Origin of the sequence: Austwickia sp. TVS 96-490-7B, from assembly GCF_019331795.1 — a bacterium.
Lineage (GTDB): Bacteria > Actinomycetota > Actinomycetes > Actinomycetales > Dermatophilaceae > Austwickia.
The window spans coordinates 185,247-206,610 of record NZ_JAHPZL010000003.1; the positions used below are offsets into that span (position 1 = coordinate 185,247).

Annotated in this window: 17 protein-coding genes; 5 read left to right on the forward strand and 12 right to left on the reverse strand. The window is 63.4% G+C overall.

Annotated elements, in window-relative coordinates; all coding sequences use genetic code 11:
- Positions 1 to 36: 36 nt before the first annotated feature.
- The 3 genes from KEM60_RS03460 to lhgO all read right to left on the reverse strand — a co-directional run bounded on the left by KEM60_RS03460 (position 37) and on the right by lhgO (position 3,273).
- Positions 37 to 807 (reverse strand): TIGR03943 family protein, encoded by a 771-nt coding sequence (locus KEM60_RS03460; protein WP_219106110.1) that lies wholly within the window; start codon positions 805 to 807, stop codon positions 37 to 39.
- Entirely contained in the window at positions 804 to 1,820 is a 1,017-nt protein-coding gene (locus tag KEM60_RS03465) for a permease (RefSeq protein WP_219106111.1), read from the reverse strand. Before KEM60_RS03465 ends, KEM60_RS03460 begins: the two co-directional genes overlap by 4 nt.
- Positions 1,821 to 1,962: 142 nt before the next feature.
- Positions 1,963 to 3,273 (reverse strand): L-2-hydroxyglutarate oxidase, encoded by a 1,311-nt coding sequence (gene lhgO / locus KEM60_RS03470; protein ID WP_370626274.1) that lies wholly within the window; start codon positions 3,271 to 3,273, stop codon positions 1,963 to 1,965.
- Positions 3,274 to 3,495: 222 nt separating this feature from the next.
- On the opposite strand from lhgO, the gene pgm reads away from it, so the two are divergent.
- Entirely contained in the window at positions 3,496 to 5,160 is a 1,665-nt protein-coding gene (gene pgm, locus KEM60_RS03475) for a phosphoglucomutase (alpha-D-glucose-1,6-bisphosphate-dependent) (RefSeq protein ID WP_219106112.1), read from the forward strand.
- On the forward strand, positions 5,157 to 5,684 hold the full coding sequence (locus KEM60_RS03480) for a hypothetical protein (RefSeq protein ID WP_219106113.1): 528 nt from the start codon (positions 5,157 to 5,159) through the stop codon (positions 5,682 to 5,684). The genes pgm and KEM60_RS03480 overlap by 4 nt, the downstream gene beginning before the upstream one ends.
- Positions 5,685 to 5,691: 7 nt before the next feature.
- Here the strand turns inward: KEM60_RS03480 and KEM60_RS03485 are convergent, their stop codons facing one another.
- Positions 5,692 to 6,717 carry a YeiH family protein gene (locus KEM60_RS03485; protein WP_255574198.1) on the reverse strand — a complete coding sequence of 342 codons (1,026 nt, stop codon included), beginning with the start codon at positions 6,715 to 6,717 and terminating at the stop codon, positions 5,692 to 5,694.
- Positions 6,718 to 6,786: 69 nt separating this feature from the next.
- Here KEM60_RS03485 and KEM60_RS03490 point away from each other — a divergent pair, with 69 nt between their 5' ends.
- From KEM60_RS03490 to KEM60_RS03500, 3 genes are all read left to right on the forward strand, one after another.
- Complete coding sequence (locus KEM60_RS03490) at positions 6,787 to 7,782, forward strand: LysR family transcriptional regulator (RefSeq protein WP_219106114.1); 996 nt, start codon at positions 6,787 to 6,789, stop codon at positions 7,780 to 7,782.
- Positions 7,783 to 8,024: 242 nt separating this feature from the next.
- Positions 8,025 to 8,714 carry an ABC transporter ATP-binding protein gene (locus KEM60_RS03495; RefSeq protein ID WP_255574199.1) on the forward strand — a complete coding sequence of 230 codons (690 nt, stop codon included), beginning with the start codon at positions 8,025 to 8,027 and terminating at the stop codon, positions 8,712 to 8,714.
- Positions 8,715 to 9,203: 489 nt separating this feature from the next.
- Positions 9,204 to 11,273, forward strand: coding sequence for a hypothetical protein (locus KEM60_RS03500; protein WP_219106115.1), 2,070 nt, complete (start codon positions 9,204 to 9,206; stop codon positions 11,271 to 11,273).
- Between the two features lie 177 nt (positions 11,274 to 11,450).
- Here KEM60_RS03500 and KEM60_RS03505 read toward each other — a convergent pair whose 3' ends face one another.
- From KEM60_RS03505 to meaB, 8 genes are all read right to left on the reverse strand, one after another.
- Entirely contained in the window at positions 11,451 to 13,133 is a 1,683-nt protein-coding gene (locus tag KEM60_RS03505) for a hypothetical protein (protein WP_219106116.1), read from the reverse strand.
- Positions 13,130 to 13,843, reverse strand: coding sequence for an ABC transporter ATP-binding protein (locus KEM60_RS03510; RefSeq protein WP_219106117.1), 714 nt, complete (start codon positions 13,841 to 13,843; stop codon positions 13,130 to 13,132). Before KEM60_RS03510 ends, KEM60_RS03505 begins: the two co-directional genes overlap by 4 nt.
- 303 nt (positions 13,844 to 14,146) lie before the next feature.
- Complete coding sequence (locus KEM60_RS03515) at positions 14,147 to 15,082, reverse strand: tetratricopeptide repeat protein (protein ID WP_219106118.1); 936 nt, start codon at positions 15,080 to 15,082, stop codon at positions 14,147 to 14,149.
- A gap of 97 nt (positions 15,083 to 15,179) precedes the next feature.
- Positions 15,180 to 16,136: a hypothetical protein gene (locus tag KEM60_RS03520; protein WP_219106119.1), complete on the reverse strand. Its 957-nt coding sequence runs from the start codon at positions 16,134 to 16,136 to the stop codon at positions 15,180 to 15,182.
- Between the two features lie 23 nt (positions 16,137 to 16,159).
- Complete coding sequence (locus tag KEM60_RS03525; RefSeq protein WP_219106120.1) at positions 16,160 to 17,737, reverse strand: hypothetical protein; 1,578 nt, start codon at positions 17,735 to 17,737, stop codon at positions 16,160 to 16,162.
- A gap of 309 nt (positions 17,738 to 18,046) precedes the next feature.
- Positions 18,047 to 19,864, reverse strand: coding sequence for a methylmalonyl-CoA mutase (locus tag KEM60_RS03530; RefSeq protein WP_219106121.1), 1,818 nt, complete (start codon positions 19,862 to 19,864; stop codon positions 18,047 to 18,049).
- 123 nt (positions 19,865 to 19,987) lie between these two features.
- Positions 19,988 to 20,296 (reverse strand): thiamine-binding protein, encoded by a 309-nt coding sequence (locus KEM60_RS03535; RefSeq protein WP_219106122.1) that lies wholly within the window; start codon positions 20,294 to 20,296, stop codon positions 19,988 to 19,990.
- 10 nt (positions 20,297 to 20,306) lie between these two features.
- Positions 20,307 to 21,335 carry a methylmalonyl Co-A mutase-associated GTPase MeaB gene (gene meaB, locus KEM60_RS03540; RefSeq protein ID WP_219106123.1) on the reverse strand — a complete coding sequence of 343 codons (1,029 nt, stop codon included), beginning with the start codon at positions 21,333 to 21,335 and terminating at the stop codon, positions 20,307 to 20,309.
- Between the last annotated feature and the right edge of the window lie 29 nt (positions 21,336 to 21,364).

Consider the following 21,364-nt stretch of genomic DNA (forward strand, 5'->3'; position numbering starts at 1 on the left):
AGACCATCGCGTCTCCAGCGAGCCCGGTCCTGCGAATTATTCGTAGGGCTGGGCTGGCTGGGAGGTCGGCGTGACCGACAGCACCTTGAGACGGGGCATCGTCGATCCTGCCTCCGCGGAATCCGGAGCAGGCGCTTTGGGGTCAGGCTCCCAGATCCCTTCGACGGTCAGCCACGATCCATCCTTCGGCCGTTCGGGGACACCCAACGGCATGATCTTCACCGGGAACGCATCAGCGGCACAACACATGATGGACATCCGCGTCAAGGCCCATCCGGGGCCGCCCTCGGTTTTGTCTGCCGAAGCAAAACCGACAAGTTTGACCCGCCGACCCTCGAGGCTGCGTTTCGTGTCAAAACTGGCTCGCTCCCAGAACTGACGCACCGTAATCGATACGGGGCCGTCCCCCGCAGCGAATGGGGCATAAGCCCCGTCAGTGCCCAACGCCGCGGAGGCATCTTTGTTGGTGGTACTCCGGGCAGCGGTATAACTGCCGACCGGGGTTGGCGGGACCGATGCCAACACCAGAAACGGAACGATCAATAACCAGCCAATCACCGGAGCGGCCCGTCCAGGCTTGTGGTGATGTCCGTGACCGTCGTCGACATATTCCAGGGTCGGGGCGCCCAATCCTCGAAAAGCTTGCCACCACTCGTAGGCCCCGACCAACAGCATCAATACCGCGGCCACCAGCAGCGGGATCGTGAGTCCCGACTTGACGTAGGCCAAGTGATCGTTACGCAGCACTGATCGACCCACCACGGCCGCACACAGCATCGTCGCCATCGCAGCGACCAAACGGCTCACAACAGCACCTCCCCAACGATCAGAGCTGAGGCCACCGCGACCACGAACGTCATCGGGGCGAACCGCACCGCGAAGGCCCGGCCAAAAGTCCCAGCTTGCATCGCGAACAGCTTCACATCCAACGCTGGACCGACCACCATGAATGCCAGGCGGGCAGGAAGCGGGAAGGCAACCATGCTCGCCGCGATGAACGCATCAGCTTCAGAGCACACCGCCACGATCACTGCGAACACCGCCAGGGTCAACACCGCCACGAAGATATTGCCAGCCAGCGTGTCCAACACGGTGCGCGGCACCAACACGTTGATCGTGGCCGCGATCGCCCCGCCAAGGATCAGATATCCCCCGGCATGCAACAAGTCATGCGTGACTGCGCTGGTGAACTGCTGGAGTTTCGGCCCCTCGGCGCTGTGTCGATGTGGCAGCTTAATCAGGTCATCTCGGCCCCGGGCCAACCACCAATAACCCATCACCACCGATGTGATCAGCGACGCAGTGAACCTCGCCGCCACCACTTTGACATCCCCGCCGAAGGCCACCGCAGTCGACACCAACACCACTGGATTGATCGCCGGGGCCGCCAACAAAAAAGTCAACGCGGCAGAGGCCGGGACACCACGAGCCACCAACGACCCGGCGATGGGCACCGACGCGCACTCACATCCGGGCAACAACGCCCCGGCTAAACCGGCAACTGGCACCGCAGCGACACCCCGCTGAGGCAGGATCCGACGTAACGCCGACGCGGGAATGAGCACCGCCACCACCGCGGACACAGCCACCCCCAAGACCAGGAAGGGGAAAGCTTGCAAGGCAATGGCAACAAACACCGCCACCCAGGTGGCGGCGATCGCATGTTCGGCGAGTAAGGACCCCCAGGTGCTGCGGCCGAGCGTCCCAACCAGAAGCAGGACCGCCATCGCGACCGCGGCGACACCCACCCCCAAGACCGAAGGTCCCTCAGGGGACTCCTGAGCTGCATCTGCCGCAGGGACATGCTGTGTGTCGGGCATCACCTCAGGATAGGCGACGGTGCTGCGACTCGGTCGGTTGTCCACTGCGAAAAACCGGGTCGTCCAACCTGGCTCGTCTGCAGTCAGACCAGCACGGCCACCGACCCAACACGTCGGGGACGGTGACCGTGACAGCCTGTGATCAGTGGTGAGCGAGCACCTTCTCGGTGATCAACGCCGCGATGGGCATCGCCGAGGTCGCCGCCGGTGACGGAGCATTGCAGACATGCAACATCCTGGCGGTGTCATAGAAGAGGAAGTCCTCGATCATCGAGCCATCCTTCTTCACTGCCTGCGCCCGAATGCCGCACTTCTCTGGCAACAGATCAGCTGCCGTCAACGACGGACAATACTTGCGCACCATCTCTAAGTAGCCCCGTTTATAAATCGAGTTCTTTTGCTCGATCAGTCCGGTTTTCAGCTGCTTACGTGCCACTTTCCAGAAACCTGGGAAACGAGCGAAGTCAGCAACATCCCGCACGTTCAACGAGAACTTCGGGTATCCCTCACGAGAGAATCCCATTACGGCGTTTGGGCCGACAGTGACACCACCATCCATCATCACCGTCAGGTGCACCCCAAGGAACGGCAGGTCCGGGTCAGGCACCGGGTAAACCAGCGTGTTGATGATCTGGTTGTGTTTGGGGTCGAGGCGGTAATACTCGCCTCGGAATGGCACCATGTGGAAGTCGACGTCCAACCCGGCCATCCTTGCCAACCGATCGGCCTGGATGCCGCCACAGACCACCAATTGGCGGGTATAAATCCGGTCCCGCTCACCGCGAGCCGCCAATTCACGAGTGTTCAGGTCGATCGACACCTCAGAAAGGGACTCGTGGATCCCGGTGACCTCACACCCCAACCGGATGCTGCCGCCATGCTCCTGAATGACTTCGGCCATTTTTCGGCAGATCTGCGCATAGTCGACGATCCCGGTGCCACGCAGGTAGATCGCACCCAGTCCGGCGATATTGGGCTCGCGGCGCCACAGCTCTGCTGGCCCCAGCAGTTCGACATCCAACTCGTTGGCCAACGCCCGGTCATACAGGGCGTTCATTCGGACCAGCTCCGCGTCATCCGTGGCAACGATCAACTTGCCGGTATCGCGGTAAGGAATCCCGTGAGAATCACAGAAGTATCGGGTCCACTGGGCACCAGCTTTGCAGAGCTTCGCTTTCAAACTGCCCGGGCGGTAGTAGATCCCTGCGTGGATGACACCGCTGTTGTGCCCGGTCTGGTGCATCGCCACGTCGGGTTCCTTCTCCAGAACCACCACATCGGCTCCCGGCTGCTCCATGAGCAGTTTCATCGCCGTAGCCAGCCCGATGATCCCGCCGCCGATGACGACGAAGTCGTGGACGTGCATCCCTGCGTCCATGGGCGGGTAATCCTCGTCGACGTCGACGTAATACGGCTCGTCTGAGCGCGGCACCTGGTCGTCCATCATCGTCATGACACACCTCCAAACCTGGCCACCTGCCTGGCGTGTGCTTCGCACACTGATACCCGCTGGGGACCCCGGCATCCTCCTGAATGATGGCCATAGTCTTCAAGCGATGCCCCTGGCGAGAATACAGCCAGCAGCAAGCCCACCGGACACCTCCCTGATCCACCGCGGCGAGGTCGACCGGCAGCGAGAACCGGTGACACCCCGCACAAGTGCGAGGATGGGGGCATGACGACGTCGCGTGCAGGCACCCCGGCCCAGCCCCAGGATCTCGTCGATGTGCCCCATCTGGTTACGGCGTATTACACCGCGCACCCCGACCCCGCGGACGCCGACCAGCAGGTGGCCTTCGGCACGTCGGGGCATCGCGGATCCAGCATGCGCACCTCATTCACTGAGGACCACATCTTGGCCACGTCGCAAGCGATCGTGGACTACCGCCGTAGGCAGGGCTACGACGGCCCGCTCTTCCTCGGCAGAGACACGCACGCACTCTCAGAACCGGCCTGGGTCAGCGCCATCGAAGTGCTTGCCGCCAACGATGTGACCGTCATGGTCGACGACCATGACGGCTACACCCCCACTCCCGCCGTCAGCCACGCCATCCTGCGGGCCAACAAAGGCCGCATCAGCGGCGTCGACGCTCTTCCGGCCCACGCCGGACTCGCCGATGGCATCGTGGTCACCCCCTCACACAATCCACCCACCGATGGTGGATTCAAATACAACCCTCCGCACGGTGGCCCCGCTGACAGCGACGCCACCGCATGGATTGCCGCCCGCGCCAACGACCTCCTGCGAGCCGGACTCGACGGGGTACGACGTATCCCCTTCGCCCGAGCCCGGGCCGCTACGACGCCGTACGACTTCGTCGGCAGCTATGTCGACGACCTGCCGACCGTCGTCGATATCGACGCGATCCGACACGCCGGGCTACGTATCGGCGCCGACCCCTTGGGCGGCGCCAGCGTGGAGTATTGGGCAGCGATCGCCGAACGTCACCGAATCGACCTGACCGTCATCAACCCGCTGGTCGACCCGACCTGGCGATTCATGACCCTCGACTGGGACGGCAAGATCCGCATGGACTGCTCCTCACCCCACGCGATGGCCTCCCTCATCACCAACAAAGCCGACTACCAGCTCAGCACCGGCAACGATGCCGACGCCGACCGGCACGGCATCGTCACCCCCGACGCTGGCCTGATGAACCCCAACCACTATCTGGCCGTCGCCATCGGCTACCTCTACGGCGGGGCCCGCCCCGAATGGCCCACCGACGGTTTCATCGGTAAGACGTTGGTGTCCTCTTCGATGATCGATCGAGTCGCCGCTGACCTCGGCCGTCGCCTGGTCGAAGTCCCAGTCGGCTTCAAATGGTTTGTCCCCGGGCTGCTCGACGGCTCTGGACCGTTCGGTGGCGAAGAGTCCGCCGGAGCAAGTTTCCTGCGCCGCGACGGCTCCGTGTGGACCACCGACAAAGACGGCATCATCCTGGCGTTGCTGGCCAGTGAAATCCTCGCCCGCACCGACAGAACCCCCAGCGAGTGGTACGCCGACCTGGTCCACCGGCACGGCGCACCGGCCTACGCTCGCGTCGACGCCCCAGCGAGCCGATCAGAAAAAGCTGCACTCGCCGCACTCACCCCACACGCCGTCACCGCAACCGAACTCGCCGGCGAACCGATCACCGCGAAACTCACCACAGCCCCCGGCAACGGCGCATCCATCGGTGGGCTCAAAGTCGTCACCGAAAATGCCTGGTTCGCCGCTCGCCCCTCCGGCACCGAAGACGTCTACAAGATCTACGCCGAGAGCTTCCACGGCCCCGAACACCTCGCACAGGTGCAAGACCAAGCCCGTGACGTCGTCGCGGCAGCGTTGACATCGTGAACGAACCGCACGACAACCCTTCGGCAGCCACCGGCCACCCAGACATCCCCCCACCTGACGGCCGACTCATCGTGATCTCCGGCCCGATGGGCGGAGGCTGTCACCGGTTGGCGTGGGCCATGGCCCGACTGTGCGAGCAGTCCGTCGTCCTCGACGGCCCCATCCTGGCTGGCATGGTCGCTTCCGAACGGGCTTCCGGCGCTGACGAATTAGGCACCATCCGCACATCCCTGCTGCGCTACTGCGGCCACATTGCGCTCGCAGAGACCTATCGCCGCGCGGGCTATGACGTGATCATCGTCGAAGATCTCCCCGAAGCCCGTCTCGATGACTTCCTGGATTTAGCGTGCCCTGACGATGTCCATCTCATCGTGCTTGACGGCAGCCATGCCACCTACCCCCAAGGCCTGCACGTGCTCTTCGAGGATGACTTGGAAAGACAGGCGGTGCGGCTGCTGGAACGTCTCGACGAGGCGCTCCTGCCCTCAGGACGCGACCCTCACCAGGACCCACCTGCCCGCTGAGCCGATCTCACCCCGTCATGCTGGCCCCGATCAATCCGATCAGGGCGATGAACGTTGTCGACAGCGCTCCCAGCAACACCGGACGCCCTCCCACCGCACGCAGTCGTGACACCTTGACGCCCGCCCCTAGAGAAAACATCGCCGCAGACAGCAGCACCGTCTGGGCCCATCTCGATGACATCAGCAACCACTCCGGCAAGGGCAGCATCGATCTCACCAACACGGCCATCAAGAAACCAGCCACAAATAACGGCATGATTGGCGGGCGTTTCCCGCTAGCGGTGGCGCCGCCGCGCCGTAACGACCAGGAGATCCCCATGATCACCGGCGCTAACAGCAGCACCCGAGTCAATTTGACGACCACGGCGACTTTCAACGCAGCTGGCCCGATCACCCCGGCTGCAGCGACCACCTGGGCCACCTCATGGATACTCGCTCCCGCCCACACTCCATTGGCTTGAGCGGTCAATCCCGCAGTGGCCCCGACCAGCGGGACCACTCCAATCATCATCGTGCCGAAGACCACCACGAGAGCGATAGCGGTAGCGACGTCTTCTTCCTGTTCGTCCGGGAGCACCCCGGCGACCGCTGCCACCGCTGCCGCGCCACAGATGGAAAACCCACAGGCGATCAACAACCGCTGCATGGACGGCACCCCGAGCATGCTCCCCACCACAACTGTCCCGATGATCCCCACCACGACCACGGTGACTGCGACTGCGACGACGCCATAGCCCAGCGCTGCGATATCACGCACCGACAACCCCAGACCGAGCAGGACCACTCCGATCCGCAGCAATCGGCGACCGCTGAACGCCAGCCCCGGCTCCAGAGCTGCTGGCACCGGGAAGGTGTTAGCCATCAACGCGCCCAGCAGGATCGCCACCAACAAGGCCGACACCGCGGGAAACACCAGATTCACCCCGGTGGACACCGCCGCTGCGGCCAGCGCCAGGGCAATCCCAGGCAGCAGTGCACGTCGCGTGGTTGGCGGTTTGGCCGTGGCGGCAGGCGTGGGGGATTCGACAGTCACTGCTCCACTCTGGTGGTGGCGGTGACTGATCGCCAGTGCTAATACTGCATGAGGTCATACGCTAATGACATGAGCAAGGATGCGCCGCAGCCGCCACTATCGACGCCACCCTTGCCTCCGTTGCCCGAGCTGCGCGCGCTAGATCTGCTGTGCCGGATCGTGCGATGCGGCAGCGTCGGTGCCGCTGCCCGGGATCTCGGAATGAGCCAACCGCAAGCCAGTCGACTCCTCCACCGGTTGGAGCGGGACCTTGGCGTGGAATTGGTGCGGCGCTCCCCCACTGGGTCGACTCCGACCACGTCCGGTCAGTTGGTGGTGGATTGGGCCAGTCCCATCATGGCGGGCACGGAACGGCTCCTCACCGGTGTCGCCTCGTTGCGGGCCGATGCCGAAAGCGGCCATTCGATTGCGGCGAGTCTGACGATCGGTGAGCATCTGGCGCCGTTGTGGCTGGCGGTCTACACCAGGCGACATCCGGACCGGCAGGTGCGGCTGCGCGTGACAAACTCCGCCACGGTGATCGCTGATCTGCATCGTGGCGCTGTGGATCTGGGATTCATTGAGACCGTACGTCGCCCAGCAGGTTTGCGGACAACAGTGGTGGCCACGGACGATCTGGTCGTGGTCACTGCGCCGACCCACCCGTGGGCGCGTCGGCGGCATCCGCTGACGTTGGCGGAGCTCGCGGACACGGCTTTGGTGGTTCGGGAGCTGGGGTCGGGCACCAGGGACACCTTGGATAGGGCGTTGTCGCCGTACCCTCGTCGTCCGCCTGCGATGGAGTTGTCTAGCAGCGAGGCGATCCGGACCGCTGTGGCTGCGGGGTCGGCGCCAGCGGTATTGAGTCGGGTTGCGGTCGCGGATGCGGTCCGTGCGGGCACGCTCGTGGTCATCTCCGTCGCTGGGCCAGCGTTACGGCGGCAATTGCGGGCAGTATGGCGTCCTCCGGGGCGTCCGGTGGGGTGGGTTGGTGAGTTCGTCCGTATCGCCCGGCAGTCCAGCGCTGCCGACCCAGGGGGCACCACTCCGCTCAAGTCACACGCCGGCCTGCGGGCGGCGCCATGAGCCATCGAGTGAAGGTGGATGATCACCCCTGCAGCAGATGGCGCACCAAAATCGATGCCCCACAAAGGAATTCACATACTGAAGAAGCGGCAAGCATGGCCCCTGAATTCACTCTATGAGTTGACAATCAACTTTTAGCAATGCTAGGTTCCAGGCCATATTATTAGCGCTTATTGATTCAAAAAGGCATCGATGAATAAGGTCATCAATGCGAATTTGATGTGTCACTAACAGGGGGAAGCTTGACGATTCGACTGACATCCATCAGCAAGTCGTTTGAATCGGGACCAGCAAGGCGACAAGTCATTAACAACGTCGATCTCGGCATAAATAATGGCGAACTTATCGCCCTCATGGGACCATCCGGTTCCGGAAAAAGCACCCTGTTGAAGATCTGCGCAGGACTCGAACTTCCCGATCAAGGTGAAGTAGTCGTCAACAGCCAGCGCATGCATGTGCTCTCGTCCCGCCGACGCGCACTAGCCCGACTCCACCACATCGGGGTGATCTTCCAACACGGCAACCTCCTCGAAGAACTCACTGCAGCAGAAAACGTGGCCCTCCCACTACGTGCGCAGGGACGCTCCCGCGCACAGTCCATGGCCCTTGCCTCTGACAGCCTCAACGAGCTCGGACTCGGCGATTTCCTCGATCGCAAACCACAATCCATGTCCGGCGGTGAGCAACAACGCATCGGTATCGCCCGCGCCCTTGCCGGTCACAAACAGATCCTCCTCGCTGACGAGCCAACAGGCGCCCTGGACAAAACCGCGACCGTCGACGTCATCACCACCCTGAGGGACATAGCTGACCGCGGCGCAGCCGTCGTGATCGCTACCCACGATCTCCTCGTTCAAGACTGGGCTGATCGAATCCTGATCATCGATGATGGCAGCCTGTATGAAACGGCGTCCATGAGTCGTCACACATGACCCCCACTCGCCACATCGTCTCCTGGGATCCAAGGGCTGATGATGCCACGTAGCACGGATAGGCTAAAGATCGCTGGCTTAGCAGGGATGGAGTTACGCCGCACCCTTGCTCGGCCGTCCTGGTGGGGCGGGACAATAGTGCTATGGATTGCCGTAGCCGCGCTCGCTTTTCTTCATCACTGGGGAGCTGCCAGCCAATTGACTGCAGCGCAAATGAACGAGAAGATCCTCGGCGATCGACAGCACTCATTCAGTATGTCAACGGGGACATGCCACCCGCTGCGGGACTGCCCTTTCCGCCAGAAAATTCCCGAGATAGTGACCGCCTCAGGAGGGTCGCGTCCCGATATTGTTCTGCTGACCGAGGCCCTGAATGTCAAAGACAGAAAAGACCTTCGCCCCACGATACATGAAGGTCGATGGGGCGACGACGCACATCCTGAGCGGTATCGGCTCAGCCATGGCGCTTGGCCACATCAATCTCAAGATGTGGCTCTCTCCTCTGCGCTGCATCGCGCCCTCGGCGAGCCGCAGCGTCTGGAACTCTACGGCGGGACAACCACCTTTCACATCGTCGGTACCGTCCGTGACGAATTTGACCGATCCGCTCAGGACATTTATGCCGCGCCTGGCGCTATCGCCCGGATCATGGATGCAGTGAGCCGCCATGGTGATCGCTACTCCAAACCGCAGGTGAGTGCACAGGTGAGATTTGACGGGGGCGATCGCGCCACTGTGACTGCGGCAACCGCCAATATCGCCCATCAGCTCACCCGTATCGACGCGGCGAACTACCGCGACGATATAGCGCACTCTTGGACCACCCGCAGGGCCACCGATCGGTCGTGGAGCGACTACTACCAGCGCGCCCCCTACATCGCGGGTTGGATTCCGTTATGGCTTCTTCCTGCAGTCAGCAGCACGGCTCTGATCATCACGGGACAGGCCTATCGACGTCAGGTCCGTGATCAGCTCTGGGCCCTAGGGATCCCGTATAGCACCAGCACTCTCATCCAAGCTGGAACGCTCATCATCGGAGCCTTGATCACCATCAGCACTGCAGTGCTCACCGGTGACGCTGTTGGGCGATTTCTTCGCCCCGCCCTGAATTCTTATGCTAATCAACCCCTCAGCCCTGAGATCTTGCCCATCACCGTGCTGATCGTCAGTGCAATCAGCGCTCTCATCCCGATCTTGATTGCCACAGTGATCGCTCTCAGCCAGCAGCTCCTTGCCTCAGCTTTGAAGCGCATTGCCAACTCCACCATGACTAAAACCATGCGCACATTGATGAGGAGCATCCGACGGGTAGCGTTGATTATCGGCGCTACATGGCTGGCCTACACAGGTTTTGTCAGCAGACCTCACAATGCCTCGGGACTCTCTCTTTGGGTGATGATATGGTGCACAGTGGGCGCTGTCGCCGGTGCGTTCCTGCTCATCTCTTATCAGGACCATCACGGACGGCTTCCCGTCCCGATCCTCTTGGGGATCCGCCGTACCACCCGGTATGCCACCAGCACTCTCTTAACCATGATTGCTGTCATGATCTGCCTGTCGCTGCCACTGGCATCGGCGATCACCACCGCCACCAACGATTTTCACGCCAATGCGCTCCGCGTCGCACATATCGGTCAGAATCAGGTCGCTCTGGGCAGGGAGCAAATTTATTCCGGAGGCGTCAATCAGCGACTGCGGCGTGACTTCGAAGCGGCGACACAGCTCAGCAACCCTATCGCCATGCGATATGTTTTGATCGATCCCACAGATATCATGCAAGGGCTACCATTCGCAATGGACACCGCCCATGACATTGAACGATTGATCGGCCACCCCCTGACGCCTGCGCAAATTCAACATTTTTCCGCCGGAGGAATCCTCGTCTTTGCAGAGAAGGACGGGCTCACTCTCGCAGAAGGATCCGTGGTGGAGTTTAAGGAAGCTCAGAATTCCAATACCCCCGCGAAAGTTCCTGTTTCCATCATTCGCAACACACCGAAAGAGTACGTCGTCCAAGGGATGGGATTTATCTCTGCCGAGCGAGCCCGTCAAGCCGGTTGGCCGATGGATGTCCCTTATTGGGTCTATGACCAGGCCAGCCCTGCTCAGATCACCGCAGCCCTCCGCGCTCCGAAGGAACAGAACTTTGACGATTCCTACATCACCGTCCACAAGGCCCCGGAAAAAATCACCGTCCCACCGACTCTGACCTGGGCTGCCGTCGGCAGTGGCCTTGTCTTTCTCGTTCTGACGTGTGCTGTTGCCATCTTTCACACTCGTAGCCTCCGGGATTACCGCACCAGCCTGGATGCGATCGGCATCAGCCCGGCAGTCCTGGTCGGCACAGTGATCACCGTCATCACCATGACGATTGTTATTCCCGCAGTGATGGGGCTGGGGATCGCCATCCTCGGCAATGAGTTGGCGTGGGGCCTTCTCTTGGACTCAAGTCGCGGCGCGCATATCCCCTACGACTGGGTCCGATCCGCGATGGCGGCTACTGGCGTTGTGATCCTTGTGGGCACCACGAGTGGGCTAGTCCAGTGGCGACGGCGTTAAGCGGCTCCCGCGCAGGACGACGGGGCACACCAGACAGGTGGTCTCAGCCGGTTGTCGCAGCTGAGACCACCTGATCAGCTCAGAACAACGCACTCATCAACGATCGACGAGCTTTAGTGACACAGTTATTGGCTGCAGCCTGGGCAAAACATGAGGTGGATGAACGAGCTGCGAGAGTCAGGCCAGCCTCCGGCCAGCGCGAGTACCCAGGACGCCACCAGCGGTAGTGATGACCAGCAGGGCCAGGAAAGCGAGATGTAGCAGGACTGGGGGGCTGGTGGGAGTGACAGCGTGGTGGGTGGCGACCCGAGCCACTCCGTGGGCCATGCCCCACCAGGTGATCAGGGTGAGCAGATACACCGTCAGGGTGCGAGCCAATGCATCCCAAAACACAGTGAGTAGGTCTCCCGCCGTGGTCGCCCCGAGAGCTGTGGTGACGCGGGTGGTGCGATAGAAGCTGGCGTTGAGCAGGTAAACTGCGGCCGCACTGAACAGCAACGACAAAGTGATCAGGGGTGCGAGCATGGGGGCGATGTCGGCGGCCCCGGATCCCCTGAGCACAGCTTGGGAAGGTCCCTCAGCGGCCCAGGAGCGAGCGCGAATCACCTGCACAGTGGGGTCGGTGATGGTTGCGGGTGTGGTCAGGACGGGCAGAGCACGCCAAGTGCCAGAGATCTCGGGCGCAGCTCCGTCACGCAGCCGTTGCCAGGGGGAACCGGTGAATCCGTTCTCGGGAGAGGTCCATATGACCTGGCCGGAGTGAGTGGCCTCAGCGTCAGCTGTATCAGTGAGCAGCGCTTGGCGGGTGCGACTGTCAGAGTAGGCAGTGCCATGCTGATCGCTGGTATCGGGAGCGATATGGACCAGGCCGATGCAGCTGGGTGCAGTCCGGCAAATCCTGGTAGCGAATTCTCGGGGTAGCAAAGCTCCGTCGTGGCTGGTGACGACCGCGGCAGTGGGGGTGAACAGGTCTGCTAGAGCGGCTCGCTGAACTCGTTCCACGGTGCCGACCATCGATACCAGTGCGGTGAACAGGATCAAGGCCAGGGTGGCGACCGTCACGCTTGAGGAAAGCCCAAAGAGCCGATCACGAGTCAGGGCGACGCGCGCGGACCATCCGACGGGCCAGGCGTGAGCTAGCCCAGGTGCCAGGCACAGCAAGGTGAATAACGCCGGAGCGAGGAGCACAGCGGCCAGCACCCACACCAGAGCGCTTCCGAAGAGTGCTCCAAGGCCGCTGGTACCGGCGTTCATCAGCAGAGCGACAGCGCCGACGACGGCAGCCGCGCCAGCTGCGATACGCGGGGCGTGGGCCATGACGCGACGACTGCCGGTTCGTCGGTCGGTGCGCAGGGGTCGCGCGCGCCATCCTCCGATCAGAGCGAGCACTGCGGTCACTGCGATGCCGATCAGGAACGAGGACACCCAGTCGGGAGAATCGTGGGGCAAGCCATGGAACTTGCCGGTGCGCAGCAACCACAGCAGCACCCCGTAGACAGGGGCAGCGGCAGCCGTGCCTAAGGGCAGAGACAGGCCGAAGGCGCTCAGTGACTGGGTAGCTGTGAACATACGGATACTCACCGGGGAGCAACCCAGCGCGGCCAGAGCGGCCAAGTCGGCCTCGAAACCTGCTCGCACCACATCGATGACACTGCAGGCGATGGCCAGCAGGCCAACCGCGGTGGTGACGAGGAAGATGGTTAAAGCTCCGGTGTTGCCACCGCCAGCGATCGAGGCGGAGACCAGTGCAGTCAGTGCGATCATTCCGGCGGTGGCTAGGGCATACACCAGAATGGGAGCAATGAAGGCGCTGAAGGCCCGGGTCACGCTGGTAGCTGCCGGACGCCACATGGCTCTCATCTCAGCACTCCCTCGTGAGTAGGGGGAGCCTGAGTGGTCATAGAAGGGTCTGTACGTCGGAGGTCCTCGACAACTGATCCGTCGCGGATGACGAGGAGACGATCGGCAAAGGCCTCGGCGCGGACGGTGTCATGGGTGACACACATGACGGCGGCTCCTGCCTGGTGTGCCAGGTCGCGCAAACCGGCGAGGACCAGATCGGAGTTAGCGGCATCCAATGCCGAGGTGGGCTCATCGGCCCATACCAGTGGGGACCGGCGGTACACGGCACTGGCCATGGCCACTCGCTGACGCTGTCCTCCGGACATGTTCGACACACGAGACGCGGCTTGGTCGAGCAGTCCGACTGTCTCTAGCGCGGCTCGAGCCGCAGGTATGTCTCGCCGAATGCCCGCGATCTCTCCAGCGACCACAATGTTTTCCAGCGCGGTGAGATACTCCACTACCGATCCTCGCTGGACCAGGTAGGTGCCCCTGCGTCGCACTACGCGGCGTGCACGTCTCTTTCTCAGGTCGAGGTCGAGGACCTCGACCTTCCCAGACGTCGCCGCGATCATGCCGGCGCACACGTCCAAAAGGGTGGATTTGCCCGTTCCCGACGGGCCGCCCACGGCGACGAACTCCCCGGCATCGATCTGCACCGAGGGGATGGCCATTTGGAAGGACGAACGTGGGTGGCGAACTACGACATCCTGCAGGTCCACGATCATGATCCGCTCCCGTCTGCCTGGCCAAGGGCGCGCCTATGAAAGCCCAGGTCTGAAGTGTTGTCAGCGATACAGGCGGTAACCTGCGTCAGGTGCTGCCCGTATGTGGTGCCCTGGGGTGCATCCTTGCCGGTGTGGTGGATTGCTGCCGGGGTATTGAAGCGGATGTTGATGACTGAGTTACTGCTACCCCCACGAGTGGGCTAGTCCAGTGGCGACGGCGTTAAGCGGCTCCCGCGCAGGATGCCGGGGCACACCAGACAGGTGGTCTCAGCCGGTTGTCGCAGCTGAGACCACCTGATCAGCTCAGAACAACGCACTCATCAGCGCTCGACGAGCTTTAGTCACGCGGTCATCGCTGGCCCCGACCAGCTCGAACAGCTCTAGCAGACGAGCCCGGACTGCGTCCCGGTCGTCCTCGCTCGTACGACGTACCAGATCGATCAGGCGCGCGAAGGCGTCCTCCACGTGCCCCCCAACGAGGTCGAGGTCAGCGACCAGAAGCGCCGCTTCAATCGAGTCCGGGTCGGCGGCAGCGGCCTGCCGGGCCGCCACTAAGTCAGCGCCGTCCACTCGCTGCAGCAGCCGCACCTGCGCCACACCCACCTTGGCGTCAGCATCCGCTGGATTTTCTTTTAATGCTTGCTCGTACGCCGCGACAGCACCGGCGAGATCACCAGCATCGATGGCCTCGACAGCGCGCGCATGCAACGGTGGGATCTGCGGCTGGTCATCACCAATCGGGTCGACCTGAGCGGTCGGCTCGACCCGGCCGGTCACTCCGTTCTGTGCTGCCAGCTGCAACACCTGCTCGCATACCGGTCGTAGCTGCGCTGCTGGCTGCACCCCAGCAAACAGCGGCACCGGTTGCCCAGCAATCACGGCCATCGTCACCGGGACTTGCTGCACTCCCAAGCCCTGCGCCAACCGGGGGGCGAGTCGGACGTCAACGGCACACACCCGCAATCGGCCATCGCAACCGGCGGCAGCCTCGACGGCTGCATCTACTGCACCGCGGGTCTGCGGCGACTCGCCGTCATAGATGACAAAGAGCGCAGCCACGTCCCGCGTGGCCAGGAACGCCTCTTCAAAACTGGCATCAGTGACTTCAGTGACCGCGCCACGTGCCCCTGAGGCACCGGCAGGGGCGCCCGGTGTCACCGGAGGGCGCGGAGTACGGCCGAGCGAGGACAGGTCGACGGCGCCGCGCAGGGCGCCGGAAGGGGATCCGGGCAAGCTCATGGCGCCCATTCTGTCCGACAACGATGCACTGCGGCGAACCAGCGCCCCATCGGTACGTCGCATCGTGTTTCACGACGTACCGACGGGAAGTCTGAGGTCAGAACCCGGAGGCGCCAACGACCTGTTCAGTGGCTGCGACCAGCTTGGCTTTGCCGTCCTTGGGCAGGATAAACACCAGGAACTGCATCACCTGGACCTGGGCTTTCTGGACCAGAATGGCGCGTCCAGGGAGGAACGGGGCGACCAGCCCTGGAGTTTTCATCTGCTTGCCTGGTTTGATCGTGTAGATCTCGGTGCGTTCGATCGCACCCATCACCATGGTGTCGCCGTTGAGTTGCCGCATCGCAACCATCGGGTCAGCCATGACCTGGTTACTACGAGCGACTGTGGTGATGGCCTCGTAGTCCTGATCGAACTCTTTTGCCTTCTTGTGGATTTGCTCGGAGAACGTGTCCGGGTCGTAGGGCGGATTTTCCGGGGCCTTGTCGGACAGCCCATCGGCGTACGCCTTGAGGAGATCGACGGGCTTGACATTCATGTCGCTGCCGTCGGTGACCACCGGGCTGCCTTCATTGGCGGCGTAGAAGGCGTTGATGTGCGCGGTGGGCAGCATCTGGGCGCTCATGGCAATGCGATACGGCGTACGAACGTCGGTGCCCACGATCATGTGCAGCAGCGGCTGCTTGTTGCCTGGTGGAAGCGATGCCCCCAACAAATATCTCGGGTAGTCGGTGCCGCGGGAGGTGGCCAGGACCTTCACATCGCTGGGGGCGCCCTTCGGCAGGGATTTGGCTTTCGATGCGGTGAGAGTCTGGTTGGCTTTGACAGCACGAGCGCCCTCACCGGCGTAGATGGCGTTGAGGTGGGAGATGGCCTCTGGTTTGCCTTCGCGAACGTCGGTGTCAGCGGCCATCACCCGTTCCATGATGCGACTCGACTGGTCTTGGGTGACCGCTGCTCCGGGGCTGTCGAGCAGGCTAGGCGCCCCCGGAAGACCGGGGGCGCCGCATCCGGCTAACGTCACGGTCGCCGCCAGGACCGATGCTGCGGCCATCGTGGCCATGGTGCTCTGACGCCTCACTGGTCGCGCTCCCCTGTTTTCGGGTCGGTGTTGGATGTCTTCGATGGGCCCTGATCCGAGCGTTGGGATTTGCCTGACCGGAACATCTTCTTGAAACGGTCAGCGGCCGCCGACTCCTTGCTCGCAGACCGTCGTCCGGGGGCCGCAGGCGATCCATCAGGCTCGCCGGATCGGTTCCGGGATGCACGAGTCTGGCCCGTCTCGGTGGTAGGACCAGCGGGGTTCACCGACGGCTCCGGGATCTGCGTGAACGGCGCGGTCGCCGCTCCGGTGTCTGACGCGGGCGGAATAGCCGCGATGCCCACGGTCGCTGCCGGAGGCGTCGATGGTGGGGTGGGGACTCCCTGGGGCGAAGGCGACGTGGGTGGCAACGCCAACCAGGACGGAGTCTGGGGGTCGGTCAGGTCCGGAATAGAGGTTGCTGCAGAGCGCGACGGCATGCTCCGTGGGGGCAGACCTGAGCTGATCGGTGCTGATCCCGGTCCGGAGATGGACGCCGCCGACGGGGTGGTCGGCGCCGCGGGCATGGGCGGCGCAGCCGGGCTGCTCGGCAACGGCCCCGTGCTCGTGATCTCGGAGGCCGAGATGGGCGCGGTGCGGGCGTCGTCGTCGCCAGTGCTCGCTGGCTGAGGCCCGGTCGGGGTGTCACTGTTTTTCCGCCGAGCAGCGGCTCGGCCACGACGCCCACCCTCAGCGGTGTCAGACCGATCAGCATCGGCTGCTGCGGCACTGCCTGCCGCAGATCCACCAGTGAGCCGATCAACCATGGGTAGACCCTTGACCCGGTGACGCCACGAGCCAGCAACACCGGCTGCAGCTGCCCCAGCAGCGGCAATGCCAGCTCGACGGGAGGTGGTCTGCTCTGACGTGGGGTCTGCGACCGCAGCAGCCTCGGGGATCTTGGCGGCAGGACCGGTCATCGCTCGACCGCTGCGTCCGCTCCGCGAGCGCAGGTCGCGCCGGCCGCCGGTGATGGAGCCCGTGTCAGCTGCTGGCTCCGAGCCACGGTCGGCGCGGCTGCCTCCCTGGGCCGCTTCTGCTGGGACCTTGCGGAATCGATCCAACAGTCCGAGGCCAGCTGCCCCGAGTCCGAGTAGGGCCACACCGATGAGTGCCACCAGGACTGCTTCGAAGAACCACAGCATGTTTTGCCAGGTCACTTCGACCTCGAGTGCTTCTTCGCGGGGCGAGCCCTCTCCTCCGGGGTACACGATCAGTGCTTGCGGGATCTCGCTGGGCGGCAGCTCGATTGATACGCCATCGCCGCTTTGGGGTTGCGCGAGGAAGGTGTCGACGTTGAACTTTTGCGGTAGGGAGCCCTCGCCGCTCTCCTCGACCGATAGCGAACCTGACAGGAAGGAGACCCCGTTCAACGTGGTGTGACGGGTGGTTTTCAGCGTTTCGAGCGCGTCGACGTCGAGCATCCGGACTGCCGTCACTGATCCGCCTGAGCTGCCGGTCACCCGGATCTTCGCCGGGGACGATGAGGCATGGAGGACATCTTCGCGGATCAGTACGACGCCGGGTGAGGCGACCTTGGCCTGCGCTTGGACTTGGCCGGAGGGACCCAGCATGACGGCCAGAATGAGACCGCCGACCAGTAACAGGGCACCGAGCGCGAACGCGGCAACCGACAGGGGGGTCAGCCTCTGTCGTAGTAATCCTGAGGGTGAAGGCACAAGAGGTCCTTTACTGGCGGCAGTTGGGTCAGCACAATCACACTAGCCAGTGCGAGCGCAAGGTCACAAAACGGCAACGGTTCCGGTGGGTGTGGAACCATGCCGGTCACCGCTGGCAGTCCCCCGACTCCGTGTCTCGCCTATGTTTCAGAGTACGACTGAGTGCCAAGCGGTCTCGACGTGACCGGCCTCTGTGCGGCAGCGTCAGAAACGCGCCGGTTCCCGGTGCCGTCCCCACTCGGCGATCAGTGCCCCACAGATCTCCCCCAAGGTTGCTTCCACCCGCACCGCAGCCACCATCGCCGGGATGATGTTCTCTGCCGTTCGGGCTACTTCCACCATGCGCTGCACTGCCGCGTCAACGGCCACCTGATCTCGATGTGCTCGGCGTTGGGTCAGCACCCGCACCTGCTCCTTCTCGACCTCGTGACCGACTCTGAGGATCTCCAACCGGTGGCTGATGGAATCCGTGTGGCAGTTGACCCCCACCACTTTCTTCGCCCCTTGCTCGACCGCCAGTTGGTGTCGGAAGGCAGCGTCACCGATCTCCGCGGTGAACCATCCGTCCTCGATCCCACGCAGCAGTCCGGAGGTCATCGGTCCTATTGCGTGGTCAATCTGGCCGCCCACACCGGGATATTGATCACGTTCCCCTAGTTCCAGAATTGCTGCGAAAGTGCGCTCGGCCTCGGCTTCGATCGTGTCGGTGAGCGCTTCGACGTACCAGCTGCCGCCGAGCGGGTCGGCGACGTTGACGATCCCGGTCTCCTCCATGAGGACCTGCTGGGTGCGCAGGGCGACTTCGGCAGACTGCTCGGTCGGCAGGGCGAGCGTCTCGTCGAGGGCGTTGGTGTGCAGGGAGTTGGTGCCGCCGAGGACCGCGGAGAGCGCCTCGACCGCCGTACGCACCACGTTGTTGAGGGGTTGCTGCGCGGTCAGACTGACCCCGGCCGTCTGGGTGTGGAATCGCAGTTGCTGCGCCTTCTCGGTCTTCGCGCCGTAGACATCGCGCAGCCAGCGCGCCCAGATGCGCCGCGCCGCACGGAACTTTGCGATCTCCTCGAAGAAGTCGACGTGCGCGTCGAAGAAGAAGCTCAGCCCCGGCGCGAAGCTGTCGATGTCGAGGCCGCGGGAGAGGCCGAGCTCGACGTACCCGAAGCCGTCCGCGAGAGTAAAGGCCAGCTCCTGCGCGGCCGTCGCCCCGGCCTCGCGGATGTGGTACCCGGAGACCGAAAGCGGCTTGTACGCGCGGATATTGCTGTCGCAGTACTCCATCAGGTCGCCGATCAGGCGTAGGTGCGGCTCGGGGGCGAAGAGCCACTCCTTCTGAGCGATGTACTCCTTGAAGATGTCCGTCTGCAGGGTGCCGTTGAGCTTGCTGATGTCACATCCTTGACGCTCTGCTGCGACCAGATACATGCAGAACATCGGGACGGCCGGGCCACTGATGGTCATTGACGTGGTGACCTCGTCGAGTCGGATCCCCCGGAACAACACGTCCATGTCGGCGGCACTGTCGATAGCGACACCGCAGTGACCGACCTCACCGAGGCTCATCGGGTCATCGGAATCGCGGCCCATCAGGGTGGGCATGTCGAAGGCGACCGAGAGTCCACCACCGCCGCGGCCGAGGATCATGTGGTAGCGCTCGTTGGTCTGCTCGGCGTTGCCGAACCCAGCGAATTGTCGGATGGTCCACGTCCGCCCGCGATAACCCGTCGTATGCAGGCCACGCGTGAACGGCCACTCCCCCGGCCAGCCAATCCGAGCGAAATGTCCATCAGCCTCCGCCTGGGCGTCGCTCGGCCCGTAGACCGGTTCAACCTCCACCCCAGACAAGGTGGTGAAGTCCGCGTCACGCACCGCCCCGGCTGCCACTGCACTGCGATACCGCTGCTGCCACCGTTGACGACCGTTGGCCCGAGCTGAGTCGGGCAGGGTGTAGACCGGCAGTGGTCCCGCCGCCGCCGAAGCACCATTCGGGACGGAAAAGCCTACTGATGAGGGCCGCGTCGTCGTCATGTCAGAACGCTACCCAGCTAGGCAGGCTGCTGACCTGAGCGAGGTGGTGCGTACTCCCTGAACTGTGGTGTCTCCGCGACGAAGGGTCCCGCCGCCAGGACGATTGGCGGCCGCAGACCTCGACTACGACCGTTCGTCGAGGGCCTTTTCCAGACGATCCAATTTGCCCTGAAGTTCACCAGTGCGTCCAGGACGAATATCAGCTTTCAGCACCAAGGACACCCGGGCACTGTGCTGCCCCACCGCCTCACAACACCGATGCACCACATCCATACATTCATCCCAGTCACCTTCGATGGTGGTGAACATCGCATCAGTGTGATGAGGCAGGCCACTGGCCCGCACGATGGCAATGGCATCCGCAACGGCAGCGTGGACGGAGCCGGTGTCATCGGCAGCAGTGGCAGGAGCGACAGCGAACGCGACAAGCATGCCGCCCAGGCTAGTCGGCGTCGTCAGCGCACTCAGCAGACGGGGAAGGTGCGCCCCCGCCGCCAGCGACACCAGCAGTGGTGATCGCCGCCACAATACGGTCAGCGACCGTAAAAGCATCCGCACTGCCCGCAGCGACCTGGCTGGCGGCCCAAGGCAAACTGCCCGCGCCGTCCCATCCGGCCATCAGCTGACGCACCTTGTCCATCACCAAGGCGTCGATTTCCTGAGCAGCCCGACGGCGACGCCGACGATCGAGTTCACCGTGAGTCTGGGACCAATCCAGGTGCGCGTTCACCGCCTCGACGACCGCATCAATCCCGGTGGCTTGCACCGCGACCGTGGTCAACACCGGCGGCCGCCACCTCGGGCCGTCTCCGACCAACCCCAAGTCGATCATGTGCCGCAGATCTCGCACTGTCGCCTCAGCGCCCTGACGATCCGCCTTATTCACCACAAACACATCCCCGATTTCCAGGATGCCAGCTTTAGCCGCCTGGATTCCGTCACCCATTCCCGGAGCCAGGAGCACCACTGTGGTGTCAGCCAACCCGGCAATTTCCACCTCTGACTGCCCCACCCCCACCGTCTCAATGAGAATGACCTCGCACCCTGCTGCCTCCAACACCCGCACCGCCTGCGGGGTGGCACACGACACCCCGCCCAAGTGCCCCCGACTGGCCATTGACCGGATAAAGACGTCAGGGTCAGCCGCGTGATCCTGCATCCGGATCCGATCCCCGAGCAGCGCTCCACCAGAAAACGGCGAACTCGGATCGACCGCCAATACTCCCACCCGGCGGCCCTGCTCCCGGAAAGCCCGCACCACAGCGTCAGTGGTGGTGGATTTCCCCACTCCAGGGCTGCCGGTCAGACCCACCACATGGGCCCGTCCAGACGTGGCAGCGACCGCGGCCATCACCTCCGGCAACGCCGACGATCCGTCTTCCACCAGCGAAATCAGTCGGGCCACAGCCCGAGGAACCCCTCGCCTGGCCTGGTCGACCAGGGCAGGGACATCGTCGGTACGTCGTGACATGAAGGCGCCCTTTCCTCGACGGTGATCCT

Bases quoted from the DNA above. Each gene is read 5' to 3' on its own strand.
- KEM60_RS03465 (WP_219106111.1), bottom strand. From the start codon at position 1,820: ATGCCCGACACACAGCATGTCCCTGCGGCAGATGCAGCTCAGGAGTCC.
- lhgO (WP_370626274.1), bottom strand. From the start codon at position 3,273: ATGACGATGATGGACGACCAGGTGCCGCGCTCAGACGAGCCGTATTAC.
- pgm (WP_219106112.1), top strand. From the start codon at position 3,496: ATGACGACGTCGCGTGCAGGCACCCCGGCCCAGCCCCAGGATCTCGTC.
- KEM60_RS03490 (WP_219106114.1), top strand. From the start codon at position 6,787: ATGAGCAAGGATGCGCCGCAGCCGCCACTATCGACGCCACCCTTGCCT.
- KEM60_RS03505 (WP_219106116.1), bottom strand. From the start codon at position 13,133: ATGAGAGCCATGTGGCGTCCGGCAGCTACCAGCGTGACCCGGGCCTTC.
- KEM60_RS03510 (WP_219106117.1), bottom strand. From the start codon at position 13,843: ATGATCGTGGACCTGCAGGATGTCGTAGTTCGCCACCCACGTTCGTCC.
- KEM60_RS03515 (WP_219106118.1), bottom strand. From the start codon at position 15,082: ATGAGCTTGCCCGGATCCCCTTCCGGCGCCCTGCGCGGCGCCGTCGAC.
- KEM60_RS03520 (WP_219106119.1), bottom strand. From the start codon at position 16,136: ATGGCCGCAGCATCGGTCCTGGCGGCGACCGTGACGTTAGCCGGATGC.
- KEM60_RS03525 (WP_219106120.1), bottom strand. From the start codon at position 17,737: ATGCTGGGTCCCTCCGGCCAAGTCCAAGCGCAGGCCAAGGTCGCCTCA.
- KEM60_RS03530 (WP_219106121.1), bottom strand. From the start codon at position 19,864: ATGACGACGACGCGGCCCTCATCAGTAGGCTTTTCCGTCCCGAATGGT.
- KEM60_RS03535 (WP_219106122.1), bottom strand. From the start codon at position 20,296: ATGCTTGTCGCGTTCGCTGTCGCTCCTGCCACTGCTGCCGATGACACC.
- meaB (WP_219106123.1), bottom strand. From the start codon at position 21,335: ATGTCACGACGTACCGACGATGTCCCTGCCCTGGTCGACCAGGCCAGG.